The organism is Nonomuraea turcica, assembly GCF_030718205.1.
Taxonomy (GTDB): Bacteria; Actinomycetota; Actinomycetes; order Streptosporangiales; family Streptosporangiaceae; genus Nonomuraea.
This window is the reverse complement of record NZ_JAUZQF010000003.1, coordinates 383715-397690: the sequence shown is the minus strand read 5'-3', so window position 1 is coordinate 397690 and position 13976 is coordinate 383715. Positions and strand designations below refer to the sequence as shown.

Sequence of the window (13976 nt, the reverse complement as noted above, 5' to 3'; positions counted from 1 at the left end):
CGGATGTGTCACGTGCCCCGTCGCTACCGCTTAGGCATTCCCGCCCTGCTCATCACAGGTGTGTACATCGTCGCGCTGGCGGTCGCCGCCGTCATCGCACTGACCGCCGGCGACCTGGGCGCGTTGTGGCGCTTGACGCTGTTCACGGAGGTGAGCGACAGCGTCGCTGTGACGTTGCCGAACGTGCTCATCCTGGTCCTGGCCGGCCTGCCGTGGGCGTGGGCGCTGTGGCAGAGCATGCGCGGGCCGCTGGCGGCGCCGCCGCCGGAGCTAGACCGGAACGAGCGGCGGCTGCGGGTGGCGCTGTACGCCGCGGCGGCGTCCTCGCTGCTTTACGCCCTCGCGCCGGCCTGGCCGTGGTGGGCGGCGGTGCTCGACGCCATGGTGATGTGGGTGGTCGTGTTGCTGTTCCAGCCGGTGCTGGGACGCAACCTGGAGTTCGCCGAAGGTGCGCGGGCCGCGGGTGTGCTGGCGTTCGGAGGCGTCGCCGCCATCGAGGTGCTCGACGTTCTCGACTGGCCCGTGCCCGGCTGGCTGGCCGTCATCTGTGGCGTGGCGGGGCTGATCTGGACGGTGCTGGTCCTACGGGCGCAGCGGCACGACAGCCGCTGGCACGGGGCCACCGTCGTGTACGGCATCGCCGCCTTGGTGGTGCCGTTCGTTTTCCCGCTGGTGGGCTTGCTGTTCGCGCTCGCGGGGCGGCACATCTCCGACGACGCCGCGGTGGCGGCCGACGCTCTGATGATGATCTGGCTCGCCCGCTCTGCCCACGAGCTCGCCGACCCGCGCCATCAGCCGGCCCCGCCCTCGCCCCTCCCCACTCAGCCGTCGACGCCGTGACGGCCGGCTCCCTCCGTCCGGCCGGCACACGGCTGAGTGGAGGGGACGCGGTCAGGGTTTGCGGGCGATGCCGCCGAACATGAGGCGCTGGCCCACGGTCAGTTCCTCGGGGACGGCCGCCTCGGGACGCCACAGAGGCAGTGGCACGACACCCGGCTCCACCAGCTCGAACCCGTCGAAGAAGGCGGTGATCTCCGCGACGGTGCGGAACCTGCCGGTGCCGAGCAGCGCGAGGAACTTCTTCTCCGCGTCACGCGAGTCCTGGCTCGAATCGCAGAAGTGGGTGATGAAGAGGTAGCTGCCGGACGGGACCGCGGCCATGTACGCCTCGACGATCCCCCGCGGGTCCTCGTCGTCGTGCAGGTGGTGCAGGATGCCGACGAGCATCACACCGACCGGGCGGCCGAGGTCGATGAGCCGCGCGACGGCCTCGTCGGCGAGGATCGCCGGCGGGTCGCGCAGGTCTGAGGTGACCACGGCGGTGCGCTCGTTCTCCGCCAGCAGGGCCCGGCCGTGGGCCAGCACCATGGGGTCGTTGTCGACGTAGACGACGCGCGACTCCGCGTTCGCGCGCTGGGCGACCTGGTGGGTGTTCTCCACGGTCGGCAGCCCCGAGCCGAGGTCGATGAACTGGGTGACGCCCTGGTCGACCAGGAACCGGACGCCGCGGCCCAGCATGTGCCGGTTGTAGGTCGCCACGTCGTAGATCTCCGGAACCACCTTGACGATCTCCGCGACGAAGGCGCGATCGACCTCGAAGTTGTCCTTGCCGTGCAGGACGACGTCGTAGGCCCTCGCGATGCTGGGCCTGGTCGTGTCGATCGCGCTCTTCCACTCGTCCTGTTGCTCGGCCACAGGTGTCCTTCCTCACGGAGTCGATCATCATGATCTTAAAGGCGCCGGATCTGACAAATGGGCTTATCGCGGAATTAATACGGGCCGGTCGGGCTTCCTGCCCACTCTTTCACCGCCCGCGGGCCCTTGTAAGGAGGCGATGTCAGGACTACGATCTCAGCACTTTTAGGAAACTTTCCTAATCAAGGAGCCGCCTCATGGTTCGTCCCCGTAGTCGCGGGAGCCTGTTGTTACTCACGGTCGCGCTGGTCATCACAGTCGGCACCGGAGCCGTGCAGGCACCCGCCGCCGTGGCCCGCAGCGCCCCGGCCGCCTTCGCACATCCCGGCGTGCTCGTCAGCAGGGCCCAGCTCGACTTCGTCCGCTCCAAGGTCAACGCCGGCGCCCAGCCGTGGAAGGCCGCCTACGACCAGATGCTCGCCAGCAGCCTCGCGTCGTTGTCACGTACCCCGAAGCCGCGGGCCGTCGTGGAATGCGGCTCGTACTCGAATCCCAACTACGGCTGCACGGACGAGCGCCAGGACGCGCTGGCCGCGTACACCGACGCGCTGATCTGGTACATCTCGCGCGACAGCCGGTACGCGCAGAAGGCCATCCAGATCATGGACGCCTGGTCCGCCGTGATCACCGACCACACCAACAGCAACGCCCCGCTCCAGACGGGGTGGGCCGGCTCGTCCTGGCCCAGGGCGGCCGAGATCATCCGGTACACCTACACCGGGTGGTCCGCCACGGGGGTCAACCGCTTCGCGACCATGCTCAGGAACGTCTACCTGCCCGAGGTCATCAACGGCCGGGCCACCACCAACGGCAACTGGGAGTTGTCGATGATGGACGCGGCCATCGGGATCGCAGTGTTCCTGGAGGACAAGGCCGCCTATGACAAGGCCGTGAGCACGTTCCGGGCCCGCATGCCCGCCTACATCTACCTCACCGGTGACGGCGCCCTCCCCAAGGGACCGGCCGGCAGCAGCATCGACACGCGGGACGAGATCGTCGCGTACTGGCATGGCCAGGAGACCTTCGTCAACGGGCTGTCCCAGGAGACCTGTCGCGACTTCACCCACACCGGCTACGGCCTGGCGGCGATCGCGCACATCGCCGAGACCTCCCGGATCCAGGGGCAGGACCTCTACCCGGAGATCGCCGACCGGCTGCGGCACGCGCTCGGCCTGCACGCCAAGTACCAGCTCGGCACGGCCGTCCCGACTTGGTTGTGCGGCGGCGACGTCACGCTGGGCCTGGGCCCGGTGACGGAGGTCGGCTTCAACGCCCTGAACAACCGCATGGGCCTCGCGATGAGCAACACCCAGGCGCTCACCGAGCAGCAGCGCCCGGCGGGCACCAACAACCTCTTCGTCGCCTGGGAGACCCTCACCCACGCCGGCAACCCGAACTGACGCGCGCCCTACGCCACCACGGCGCCACCGCTCGGCAGGCCGGCGCGGTCGGGCACCACCCGCGGGAGACCGCGTAGCCACGCCTCCAGGTCCGCGGGCCACCAACGGCCCGCGGCCAGCCGGCCGAGCTGCTCCGCGACCGCGACCGCCGAGGAGTGCGCAGGCACCACCCGTACGGGCGCCGCCCCTGCCAGCACGCCGAGCCACCAGTGCCGCCAGGTCTCCGCCATCCCGTCGGGATCCAGCACCAGGTAGTAGTCGGGCAGCACCAGCCGGTCGGCGCGCAGCTCGCCCAGAGCCGCCTCGATGGCCACTTCCAGGCCGCCGACGACTCCGGTGCCGTCGAAGAACGCCGTCCACGCCACGGCCACATCGGCCAGCGGGTCGGCGTCGTGCACCACATACGTGGCCGCCGACCGTGCCGCGATCTCCATCACCTCGGCCGGCCTGCGCTCCCCGCGCGGGATCGTCCGCACGTTGTGCAGCCCGTCCAGACCCGCGACCACGTCTCCAGCGCCGTCCCCCGCCACCACGACCACCGTACTGGTCAATCGCCGCATATCGGGCAGTCTAGCGCCGCCCCTGTCCCGCAGCATGGCCCACACGTCGGATACAAGCCAGACTCAATCCCCGCGCCGGTGCGATGACGGGCGGTGCGCGGATGGGTGCTGCTGCCCGGTGACGAGGGCTTCGAGCAGGCCACGCGGCCGTGGAACCGCGCCGTCGAGCAGCGCGTACGAGCCGTGGCGAGCGCACGGGCTGGCCGGCAACGCCGTCCGCGCGCTTCGCCGTGGTCACCGCGCTGGAGCTGGACCTGTTCCCGGCGCCAAGCCTGTACGGCGGCCAGGTGATCTGGCCGATCGCCCACGCGGAGCAGGTCATGGCCGCCTTCCGCGAGATCGCCACCGCCGCGCCCTGCTGCGCCCGCTGGAGGCCCTCCCCGGCGTGATCGTGGACACCCGCGGCCCCCTGCCGGTCAGCGAGCTGGGCTCCATCTGCGCCGAGCCCACCGAGCCCATGCCCGCCCTCCTGCGCGGCGAGTTGCTGACGGATCTGGACGACGCCACCGTGGCGGCCTTGATGGACGCGGCCGGCCGCGAGAGCGTCGCTCCGCTGGTGTCGATCCAGATCCGTCACCTCGGCGGCGCACTGGCCCGCCCCCGCCAGACCGCCATCGCCCAGGCGATGATCCCGCACACCAGCGGCCGCAAGCCGTTCACGTACTGACGAGCGCCGAGGCGTTGAGTATGGGGATACTCATTCCTCAACGCCCGCCCAGCGGCGATGATGATCGGTGTGACGGAGATCGAGCTCACAGAGGCGCGGGCGCTCGCCGAAAGCCTGCGGCAGGTGTACACCGCGGTGGCCGAACGCATCGGCGCGGACAACGCCGCCTCTCCCCTGATCACGAAGGTGACCGGGCACCTCGGCTGCCCGCTCAGCGACGTCGTGGTGGTGGAGGAGAAGTACCGGCTGTACGAGCACGCGGCGCTGCAGGTCGCTGCCGACCTCTACCTGGACGCGCACTCCCCCGGCGCTGAGTGGTTCGGCATCGTCGGCGGGGAGCGGCGCTGGGAGAGCATCATCAACATGCTGCTGTCGGCGATGCGCGAGGGCAGCCGGCTGCTCGGCCGCCCCGACTACGGCACCGCCCCGATCGGCCCCGACGCCACGATCGAGGTCGTGCAGCTCGGCCTGGTCGCGACGACCGCACCCGACGGCAGCCCGGTGGTCATCGGGCTGAGCGACAAGGACGACTACGACGGATACAGCCTCCTCACCGTGCTGTCGGCCGGCCGTGAGGCGGCCACCGCCGTACGCGACGAGGTGGACCGGCTCATGCGGGAGAACGATCCGTTCCGCGGCCAGGTGCTCAGCTTCGGATTCAGCGAGCACCGGGACAACGAGCTGCTCACCTTCCTGCCCCGCCCGGAGCTCGGCGCCGAGGAGGTGATCCTGCCGGAAGGCCGACTCGAGGCGATCGAGGATCACATCGTGGGCATCGCCGAGCTGGCCGGCCGCCTCACCGCGGCCGGCCAGCACCTGCGCAGGGGGCTGCTGCTCTATGGCCCGCCGGGCACCGGCAAGACCCACACCACGCGCTACCTCATCAGCCGGTTGCGCGAGCACACGGCGGTGCTGATGACGGGGCCCGCCATGCGCAAGATCGACTACGCGGTGGCGATGGCCCGCAAGCTCCAGCCGTCCATCGTGGTCGTCGAGGACGTCGACCTCATCGCCGAGGACCGCAGCCAGTACGAGAGCAGCCCGCTGCTGTTCTCCCTGCTGGACGCCATGGACGGGATCAGCGGCGACGTCGACGTGACGTTCATCCTGACCACCAACCGGGTCGAGGCCCTGGAGAAGGCCCTGGTACAGCGGCCCGGCCGGGTGGACCTCGCGGTGGAGATCCCGCCTCCGGACGCGGCGGCCCGGGAGCGCCTGATCCGGCTGTACGCCCGGAACCAGCCCATCGTGGCCGACGTCGCCAAGGTGGTCGCCGCCACCGAGGGCGTCACCGCGTCCTTCATCAAGGAGCTGCTGCGCCGCGTCATCCTGGTCACGCTCCGCTCCGGCGAACCCGCCCTCACCGACGACCACTTCGACACGACTCTGCAGGCCATGGCGGGCGACAATCAGGCGCTCACCCGCGCTCTCCTCGGCTCCCAGGAGCCAGGCACGGCCACGGGCTCCAAGGACGAGCGGACCCCCGCACGATTGGAGCCGCCCAACTGCTGACCCCCGGTGCGGGGAGCCGTCACCATGAGGCCGTGCGCTTGGTCATCTCCTGGAGCATGAACAAGTTCGACTCGCGCGCCTTGTCCTCCCACGCGAAGACGCACGCGGTCATGATGCCGTCGAAGCCGAGACGGCCGAGGGTGCCGAAGAACTCGTCCCAGTCGACCTCCCCTTGGCCGATGTTCAGGTGCTGGTGGACCCGGGCGGTCGAGCCCGGCGGGTTGACGATGTAGCGCAGGCCGGAGGAGGCGCGATGGTCGAAGGAGTCGGCGACGTGCACATGGGCGAGCAGGTCGCCGGCGTACTCCATGATCTCGGTCAGGTTGCCGCCCTGGTGGAAGGTGTGCGGCGCGCAGTAGAGGAACGACACGTGCGGGGAGTTGATCCCGCGCACCATGTCGACGGCGGTCTTGCCGTCCTCGACGAAGTCGTCCGGGTGCGGTTCGAGGCGTAGCTCCACGCCCTCGCGCTCGAAGACGGGCAGCAACTCCTCCATCGACCGCCAGAACATGGCCTCGCTCCGGGACGCCTGCTCAGGGCGGCCGTTGAACTCCGAGTTCATGACGGTGCAGCCGAGCTCGACCGTGATCTCGATGGCCCGCTTCCAGTAGCGCACCGCCGCCTGGCGCTCCTCCTCGTCGGGGCCGGACCAGCGGTAGAGCGGCAGCACCGAGGCGAGCTTGACGTCCGCTGCGGCGAGGGCGGACTTGAAGGCCGCGACGGTGTCCCGGTCGGCCCTCGGGTGCAGGAAGAAGGGCAGGAAGTCCTCGCGCGGCGACAGCTCGATGTACTCGTAGCCGAGGTCCGCGACCAGCGCGGGCAGCTCGAGCAGCGGGGTGTGGCGCACCATGTACGGATCGAGGGCGATCTTCATGTTCCGGTTCCTTTCAGGCGTACAGACCGGGCCGCTCGACCAGGCTGACCGGGACGGGCGCGCCCGAGTCGAGCGAGGCGACGGCGCTCTCCGCGACGACGGTGGCCGCGTAGCCGTCCCACGCGCTCGGCCCGCCGACGACCCCGGACCGCAGCCCGATGATCCACTCCTGCAGTTCGGCCAGGTACGTCGCGCCGAACCGGACCCGCCAGTCGGCCGGGACCGTCCGGGCGCTGTGGCCGTCGCGGATCACCGCGTTGGCAGTGGGATTCTCCAGCGTCACGACGCCGGTGGAGCCCACGACCTCGCAGCGCACGTCGTAGCCGTACTGGCAGTTGACGAACACCTCGACGGTGACCACGCCGCCGCCGGCCGCCTCCAGCAGCACGATCTGCGGGTCGCGCAGGTGGGCCGCGGCCAGCGGGCTCGGCTTGGTGGCGACGACCGTGGTGCGCACGATCTCCTGGCCGAGCAGCCAGCGGGTGGTGTCGATCTCGTGAATGACCGAGTCGGTCATCGCCATGGGGCTGGTGAAGGAGCCGGGCACGACCGCGTTGCGGTGGATCATGTGGGCCAGCAGCGGCTCGCCGATCGTGCCGTCGTCGACGGCGTCCTTGACAACCTTGTAGCCGGGATCGTAGCGGCGCATGAAGCCGACCTGGATCCAGCGGCGGCCGGTCGCGACCTCCGCCTCGAGCACCTTGAGACAGTCCGCCGCCGTGGTGGCCAGCGGCTTCTCGCAGAGCACGGGCTTCTCCGCGGCGATGCACGCCAGGACCTGCTCGGCGTGGAGGTCGCCCGGTGAGGCGATGACCACGGCGTCGACGCCGGGGTCGTCGATGACCTCCAGCGCGCTCCCCCGCGCCACGGCGCCGGCGTTCGCCGCGATCTGCTCAGTCCGGGCGGTGTCCACGTCGAACACGGCTGCCACCGTGGATCCGACGACCTGGGACGACAGGCGTGTCACGTGGTCGGCCCCGATGTTGCCGGTCCCGATGACGCCGACCTTGATTGTCACGATGCTTCCTTCTTTCAGGGACGCAGGCCGCAGCCGTTGAGGTACGTGCGGGTGCGGGTGGCGATGGGCAGCGGGGTGTCCGGTGGACACGGGTAGAGGTCCTGCTCGACGATCGCGAACAGGTCGGCGTCCAGCTTGCCGAGCTCGGCCAGCAGCGGCTCCATGGCGGGGATGCCGGCGGGCGGCTCGATCATGGCGCCGCGGCGTACGGCCTCGGCGAAGCACAGGTTCTCCTCGCGGACCTGCCGGATGATCTCGGGGTCCACCTGCTTGAGATGCACGTATCCGATCCGCTCGGGGAACGCGCGGATGATCGCGATGTTGTCCCCGCCGCAGTAGGAGATGTGGCCGGTGTCGAGGCAGAGGGAGACGACCTCGGGGTCGGTGTCCTCAAGGAAGCGCAGCACGCGTTCCTGGGTGTCGACGTGGCTGTCGGCGTGCGGGTGGAAGACCAGCTCGACGCCGCATTCCTCGTGGAGGACGCGGGCCAGCTCCGACATGCCCGTGGTGAGGTCCTTCCACTGCTCGGGGGTCAGGTCCACCGGCTGGGTGAGGTTCCCGTCCAGGTCGGTGTAGCCCTCGGGCAGCGAGACCAGGTATTTCGCGCCGAGCGCGGTGAGCAGCCTGGCCTCCGCGCGGCACTCCTCGACGGCCTCCTTCAGCGCCTCCCGGCCGCGGTGCAGGCCGGAGAACACCGCCCCGCCGGACAGCCGGAGCCCGCGCCGGCCAAGCTCGTCACGCAGCTGCTCGGGGTCGGTGGGCAGGTAGCCGTACGGGCCGAGCTCGATCCATTCGTAGCCGGCCGCGGCCACCTCGTCGAGGAAGCGGTCCCAGGGCACCTGGTTCGGGTCGTCGGGGAACCACACGCCCCAGGAGTCGGGGGCGGTGCCCAGCCGGACGCGGGACAACGTCATTGCCTATCTCCCATCAGTGGTCAGGGTCTCGCGGTGGCGCCGCAGCCCGGTCTCGCCCTCGACCACGGCGGCGGTGAGCTCCTTGACGGAGGTCTGCTCGCGCGTGGTGTCGAGGATCTTGCGGCCGTGGTTCATCACGATGTGCCGGTCGCACACCTCGTACGCGTGGTGGAGGTTGTGCGTGACCAGGACCGAGCTGACGCCCTCGCCCTTGAGCCGGGTGAGGTAGGCCAGCAGGGCCTCGGTGGCCCGCACGGCCAGGGCGCTGGTGGGCTCGTCGAGGATGAGCAGGCTGCGTTTGAAGTGCACGGCGCGGGCGATCGCCACCGCCTGCTGCTGCCCGCCCGAGAGCGAGCTGACGAGCTGCCGGGGGCTCTTGATGCCCTCGATCGTCACGACGCTGTCGAGGATGTCCCCGGCGATGTGGTCCATCGCGCGCAGCTTCAGCAGGCCGAGCCGGTTGGTGAGCTCGCGGCCCATGAAGATGTTGCGGGTGATGGTGAGTGACGGGACCAGTGCCGAGTCCTGGAAGATCGTCTCGATGCCGAGCCTCTCGGTGTCCTGGCGGGTCGGCGCGGTCAGCTTCTCGCCGCGCCAGGCGTATTCGCCGGCGTCCGCCCGGATGACCCCCGACATGATCTTGACCAGGGTGGATTTGCCCGCGCCGTTGTCGCCGAGCAGGCCGACCACCTCGCCCTTGCGGATCTGGAAGCCGACGTCGTTCAGGACGACGTTGGGCCCGTAGCGCTTGGTGATGCCCGACAGCTCCAGGAGGACCTCGCCGCCCGGCTCGGGGCCGTTCGAGCTCATTCGGCTTTCCCTTCGATGAGGCGGTTGAAGACGGCGGCGGCGACGATGATCACGCCGATGAAGAGGTTGAGGTAGAAGCCGGGGGCGCCGGAGAGCAGCAGGATGTCCTGCAGCACGAGGATGAGCGCCGCGCCGAGCACCATGCCGAGCACGCTCCCCTTGCCGCCGCGCAGCGACACGCCGCCGACCACGGCCGCGGCGATGGCCTGCAGCTCCATGCCGCGGCCGGTGCCGGGCTGGACGGACTGCGTCCGCACGGCGACGAGGATCGCGGCGAGCGCCACGCACAGCCCGAGGATGCCGAAGGCGATCAGCTTGACGCGGGCCGGGTTGATGGAGATCGCCCGGGCGGCGGACTCGTTGCCGCCGACGGCGAAGATGTGGTTGCCGAGCTTGTGGCGGTGCATGAGCACCCAGAAGAACACCCCGACCAGGACCAGCCACACGACCTGACCGCGGAAGGGGCCGATCTGCCCGGCGAAGATGGTCTGCAGGGTCTCGCCGCGCTGCATGCGCGCGGCCGACGTGCCGTTGTAGAACAGCGCGGCGCCGTCCCAGAACAACATCATGCCGAGCGTGACGATGAACGACGGGATCTTGAACCTGGCCACGATCACGCCGTTGAGCAGGGCGATGCCGATGCCCATGGCGAAGGTCACGAGGAACGCGCCGATGACGTTCCCGCTGGAGTACCAGTGGATGAACACCAGCGCGCAGAAGGTGTAGTTCATCCCCAGCGACAGGTCGAACTCGCCCGCGATCATCAGCACGCCCGCGCCGATCGCCAGGATCGCCAGGACGGGGATCGACTGGCTGAGGACGTTGAAGTTGGCCTCTGACAGGTAGGGGAAGCTGTCCGGCGCCACCAGGTAGGCGATGACGCACCCGATTTGCACCAGCACGAAGATGATGCCGATCTCGAGCGCGCCGCGGCCGCGTACCAGCCGAAGCCACCCGCCGAACGGCTCAGTACGGACGTGAGGGGTGGGGACCGCCACCGTGGGCTGATCCTGCATCGTCGGCGACGGCGCTCCGCCGCTGGTCGTGTTGCTCATGGCTGCTTGACTCTCCATGTCCGTCGCGATGGGCGACCGGTGGGGGGCAGGCCCGGTGGCCCGTTCGGGCCCGCCCCGGTCCCGGTTGGGTCAGCGGATCGTGCCTGCCAGTTGCTCGACGACCGCGACGTTGGACTTGTCCACCAGACCGCCGCCGCCGGAGTTGATCGTGGCGGGGCTGAGGCCGAAGTCGAGCTTCAGAGCCAGTTGGGCCACGGTCTGGAAGCCCTGGATGTACGGCTGCTGGTCCGCGGCGGCGATGATGGTCCCGCTCTTGATACCGTCGATGACCGGCTTGGACAGGTCGAAGCCGACCACCGGGACCTTGACGCCGACGTCGTTCATGGCCGCCTCGATGTTGCGGTGCGGGGTGCCGCCCAGCGGCACGATGGCCGCGACGTCCTTGTGACCGAGCAGATACTGGCTCATCTTGTCCAGCGCGCCCGCGTCGTCGATGCCGGTCGCGACCGTCTCGGTCTTCGCGCCTATGGCGTCGAGGGCCTTCTGGACCCCGGCGTTGCGCTGGATGGCGTACACCTGGTCGGGGAACTCGACCGGGGTGAACACCTTGGCCCCCTGCGGCAGCTTCGCTTCGGCGATCAGGCGCTGGCCGAGCAGGAAGCCCGCGTCCTCGAAGTTCTGGCCGACGAAGCCCGAGGTGCACGCGGCGACGTCGCCTTCCTGCGTGATGTTGTACGCGAGCACCGCGATGCCGGCCTTGGAGGCGGCGCAGACGTTCTCGGTGTAGCGCTTCGGGTCGTCGATCACCACGGCGATGGCGGCGGGCTTGTCCGCGACGGCGCTGCCGATCAGGTCGTTGTACTTGCCCGGGTCGCCCTGGCTCGTCTGCAGGTTCAACTCGACGTTGAACAGCTTGGCCGCGTCCTTGGCGCCCTGCGAGATGGTGCCCCAGAAGGAGTCCCCCGGATCCTGGGAGAGCAGGAACGTGATCTTACGGTTCTGTGCCCGGCTGCCGAGCCCGGACTGCAGCCCCGCCCCCGAGGCGGCCGCGGCGGGCCCCGTGGACGGTGCGCTCGAACCGGCGCCGGCATCGCTCGAGGCGTTCGAGCAGCCGACGAGGGCGAGCACGAGAAGGGGCGCGGAAACTAGAGCGCGCAAGTTAATGCTGTGCCGACGACGGGGTCTGCGAATGGAGTACGGCACTTTGGTTCTACCTCTCCCGGGGAGTGGCCACGGCCTTGTGGATCAGGGGGACATCGAGAGGTTGCGGGGGCTGTGCTGCGACGCGCAACAGCCCCTTAACGCGTCAGCCGGCACCGTGTGTCGGCTGCGATTCCCCGATGTAACCGGCACATGAAGCACCTTGTCAATAGGGTGTCTTGACATTCTTTTGTCTTTACAAAGACTCCCGCGCTACTAGCGCGCTCTAGTTCCTGTTACTATGAGCGCGGTCACACCGGATGTCAACGGCTTGCGACGAGCTGCGCACATCAGGAAAGGGTTGATGGTGGAGCAGGCCCCGGAATCCGAGCCGTCCAAGACGAGAGCATCGGCGCGGGCCAAGCGTCCCACGATGGCGGATGTCGCTGCGCGGGTAGGCGTGTCACGGGCGCTGGTCTCGCTCGTGTTCCGCAACGAGCCGGGGGCGAGCAAGGAGACACGCGACCGCGTGCTCCGCGCCGCCGACGAGCTCGGCTACCGCCCGGACAACGCGGCGCGGCTGCTCGCCCGCAACCGCAGCATGGTCCTCGGCGTGATGATCAATATCCGCAACGCCTTCCACGCCGACCTCGTCGAGGCGATCTACGCCGAGGCCGAACGGCTCGGTTACGAGGTCCTGCTCAGCGCGCTCGGCCCCGCGCGGGACGAGCGGAAGGTCGTGGAAGCCCTGCTGGGCCACCGCTGCGAGGCGTTGATCCTGCTCGGCCCGAACGCCGAGACCGGCTACCTCGCCGAGCTGGGGACGCACACCCCCACCGTGGTCGTGGGACGGCGCGTCCCGGCCAACGGCGTCGACACCGTCCACACCGCGGAGAACAAGGGCATGCGACAGGCCGTGGACCATCTGGTCGGCCTCGGCCACCGCGCCATCGTCCACATCGACGGCGGCGACGGGCCCGGCTCCGCCGAACGCCGCCACGCCTACCGCGCCGCTATGCGCGACCACGGACTGCAGGACGAGATCCGGGTCCTGCCGGGAGATCACACCGAGGAGTCCGGCGAGACGGCCGGCGAGACCTTGCTGCACGACGACCGGTTGCCGACCGCCGTGCTGGCCGGCAACGACCGGTGCGCCATGGGGCTCATGCACGCGCTCAGCCGCGCGGGGGTCGGCATCCCGCGGGACATCTCGGTGGTCGGTTACGACGACAGCCACATGGCGCATCTGTCCCACATCAACCTCACCACCGTGCGCCAGGACGCAGAGCAGATGGCCCAGCTCGCGGTGCGCTCGGCGGTGGAGCGCCTGGACGACCACCGGCTGCCCTCCCGCGAGCTCATCCTCGACGCCCGGCTCGTCGTCCGCGGCACCACCGCGCCACCGCGACCGTGACCCGATCATCGGGTCGGCCGTCATCATGACACGCAACCAGAGGTTGCGCGTTCGAAGAGCGCTTGCTAACGTGAACGCGCAACCAAAGGTTGCACATGAGACGGAAGGATCGTCATGATTCCGAGCATCGAACAAGAAATCCTGATCGAGGCGCCGGTCGACGTGGTCTGGGGCGCGGTGACCGAGCCGGACCAGATCAGCAGCTGGTTCACCAACGCCGCGGACATCGACGTACGGGAGGGCGGCAAGGGCGCGCTCACCTGGACCGACCGGGCAGCCATCGACATCACCGAACCGGTCACCGCCGAGATCACCGTGGTGACCCTCGATCGGCCTCGCCTGTTCTCCTTCCGCTGGGCCTACCCGGAGGGTGCCGTGCCGCGCGAGGGCAACTCCGTGCTCGTGGAGTTCACGCTCACCCCAGAGGGCGAGAGCACCCGCTTGCGGGTCACCGAGAGCGGCCTCAGCGAGATCGACTGGACCGAGGAGCAGAAGGCCACCTACGCGCAGGAGCACACCCACGGCTGGAGCAAGCACCTCGCCGACCTGGTGGCGTACGCTTCCGTGAAGGACCGGGCAGCAGTGAAGTGATGAACCCCGAAGACGAGGAGCTCCTGGCGGCGGTCACCGAACCGGGCCGTCGCCGGCTTCTTGACGTCCTGCTGGCCCTCGGCGAGGCGACGCCCACCGCCCTCGCCGCCGAGCTGCCCTTCACCCGTCAGGCGGTCGCCAAGCACCTGGCGGTCCTCGACCGCGCCGGGCTCGTCGAGGCCCGGCGGGACGGCCGCGAAGTGCGCTACTCCGTCCGCCCGGAACGGCTCGACGCGGCCGTCCGGGCGATGGCGGACGTCGCGGCACGGTGGGACGCCCGGCTGCAAAGGATCAAGCAGATCGCCGAGTCCGCCCACCGCGAGACACGAAGCGGCGAGGCCGCCCGGGCTACGCGCCGGCCTTGA

Annotated in this window: 16 protein-coding genes; 8 read left to right on the top strand and 8 right to left on the bottom strand. The window is 69.7% G+C overall.

Going from position 1 to position 13976, the window contains the following annotated elements:
* Nucleotides 1-12: 12 nt before the first annotated feature.
* Nucleotides 13-840, top strand: coding sequence for a hypothetical protein (locus Q9G87_RS10665; protein ID WP_305916097.1), 828 nt, complete (start codon nucleotides 13-15; stop codon nucleotides 838-840).
* A 51-nt stretch (nucleotides 841-891) separates the two neighbouring features.
* Here the strand turns inward: Q9G87_RS10665 and Q9G87_RS10660 are convergent, their stop codons facing one another.
* Entirely contained in the window at nucleotides 892-1695 is an 804-nt protein-coding gene (locus tag Q9G87_RS10660) for an SAM-dependent methyltransferase (protein ID WP_305916096.1), read from the bottom strand.
* Nucleotides 1696-1892: 197 nt separating this feature from the next.
* Between Q9G87_RS10660 and Q9G87_RS10655 the strand changes: the two genes are divergently transcribed.
* Nucleotides 1893-3095: an alginate lyase family protein gene (locus Q9G87_RS10655; protein ID WP_305916095.1), complete on the top strand. Its 1203-nt coding sequence runs from the start codon at nucleotides 1893-1895 to the stop codon at nucleotides 3093-3095.
* A gap of 8 nt (nucleotides 3096-3103) precedes the next feature.
* Here the strand turns inward: Q9G87_RS10655 and Q9G87_RS10650 are convergent, their stop codons facing one another.
* Complete coding sequence (locus Q9G87_RS10650; RefSeq protein ID WP_305916094.1) at nucleotides 3104-3655, bottom strand: hypothetical protein; 552 nt, start codon at nucleotides 3653-3655, stop codon at nucleotides 3104-3106.
* A gap of 149 nt (nucleotides 3656-3804) precedes the next feature.
* On the opposite strand from Q9G87_RS10650, the gene Q9G87_RS10645 reads away from it, so the two are divergent.
* From Q9G87_RS10645 to Q9G87_RS10635, 3 genes are all read left to right on the top strand, one after another.
* Nucleotides 3805-4044 (top strand): hypothetical protein, encoded by a 240-nt coding sequence (locus Q9G87_RS10645; protein ID WP_305916093.1) that lies wholly within the window; start codon nucleotides 3805-3807, stop codon nucleotides 4042-4044.
* A complete protein-coding gene (locus Q9G87_RS10640; protein ID WP_305916092.1) occupies nucleotides 4041-4322 on the top strand; it encodes a hypothetical protein in 282 nt (93 codons plus the stop codon). Before Q9G87_RS10645 ends, Q9G87_RS10640 begins: the two co-directional genes overlap by 4 nt.
* Nucleotides 4323-4391: 69 nt before the next feature.
* Nucleotides 4392-5834, top strand: coding sequence for an AAA family ATPase (locus tag Q9G87_RS10635; protein ID WP_305916091.1), 1443 nt, complete (start codon nucleotides 4392-4394; stop codon nucleotides 5832-5834).
* Between the two features lie 19 nt (nucleotides 5835-5853).
* Here Q9G87_RS10635 and Q9G87_RS10630 read toward each other — a convergent pair whose 3' ends face one another.
* The 6 genes from Q9G87_RS10630 to Q9G87_RS10605 all read right to left on the bottom strand — a co-directional run bounded on the left by Q9G87_RS10630 (nucleotide 5854) and on the right by Q9G87_RS10605 (nucleotide 11624).
* Nucleotides 5854-6708 carry a sugar phosphate isomerase/epimerase family protein gene (locus Q9G87_RS10630; protein WP_305916090.1) on the bottom strand — a complete coding sequence of 285 codons (855 nt, stop codon included), beginning with the start codon at nucleotides 6706-6708 and terminating at the stop codon, nucleotides 5854-5856.
* Between the two features lie 13 nt (nucleotides 6709-6721).
* Entirely contained in the window at nucleotides 6722-7726 is a 1005-nt protein-coding gene (locus tag Q9G87_RS10625) for a Gfo/Idh/MocA family protein (protein ID WP_305916089.1), read from the bottom strand.
* A 14-nt stretch (nucleotides 7727-7740) separates the two neighbouring features.
* The gene (locus tag Q9G87_RS10620) at nucleotides 7741-8640 is read right to left on the bottom strand and encodes a TIM barrel protein (protein WP_305916088.1); all 900 of its coding nucleotides are present in this window, start codon (nucleotides 8638-8640) and stop codon (nucleotides 7741-7743) included.
* Nucleotides 8641-8643: 3 nt separating this feature from the next.
* The gene (locus Q9G87_RS10615; protein WP_305916087.1) at nucleotides 8644-9450 is read right to left on the bottom strand and encodes an ATP-binding cassette domain-containing protein; all 807 of its coding nucleotides are present in this window, start codon (nucleotides 9448-9450) and stop codon (nucleotides 8644-8646) included.
* Entirely contained in the window at nucleotides 9447-10505 is a 1059-nt protein-coding gene (locus tag Q9G87_RS10610; protein WP_305916086.1) for an ABC transporter permease, read from the bottom strand. The genes Q9G87_RS10615 and Q9G87_RS10610 overlap by 4 nt, the downstream gene beginning before the upstream one ends.
* Before the next feature lie 90 nt (nucleotides 10506-10595).
* Nucleotides 10596-11624 carry a substrate-binding domain-containing protein gene (locus Q9G87_RS10605; RefSeq protein WP_305916085.1) on the bottom strand — a complete coding sequence of 343 codons (1029 nt, stop codon included), beginning with the start codon at nucleotides 11622-11624 and terminating at the stop codon, nucleotides 10596-10598.
* Nucleotides 11625-12039: 415 nt separating this feature from the next.
* On the opposite strand from Q9G87_RS10605, the gene Q9G87_RS10600 reads away from it, so the two are divergent.
* The 3 genes from Q9G87_RS10600 (at nucleotide 12040) to Q9G87_RS10590 (ending at nucleotide 13976) form a co-directional block, all read left to right on the top strand.
* Nucleotides 12040-13020 carry a LacI family DNA-binding transcriptional regulator gene (locus Q9G87_RS10600; RefSeq protein WP_305916084.1) on the top strand — a complete coding sequence of 327 codons (981 nt, stop codon included), beginning with the start codon at nucleotides 12040-12042 and terminating at the stop codon, nucleotides 13018-13020.
* Nucleotides 13021-13134: 114 nt separating this feature from the next.
* Entirely contained in the window at nucleotides 13135-13611 is a 477-nt protein-coding gene (locus Q9G87_RS10595) for an SRPBCC domain-containing protein (protein WP_305916083.1), read from the top strand.
* Nucleotides 13611-13976, top strand: a complete 366-nt coding sequence (locus tag Q9G87_RS10590; RefSeq protein WP_305916082.1) for an ArsR/SmtB family transcription factor — start codon at nucleotides 13611-13613, stop codon at nucleotides 13974-13976. The genes Q9G87_RS10595 and Q9G87_RS10590 overlap by 1 nt, the downstream gene beginning before the upstream one ends.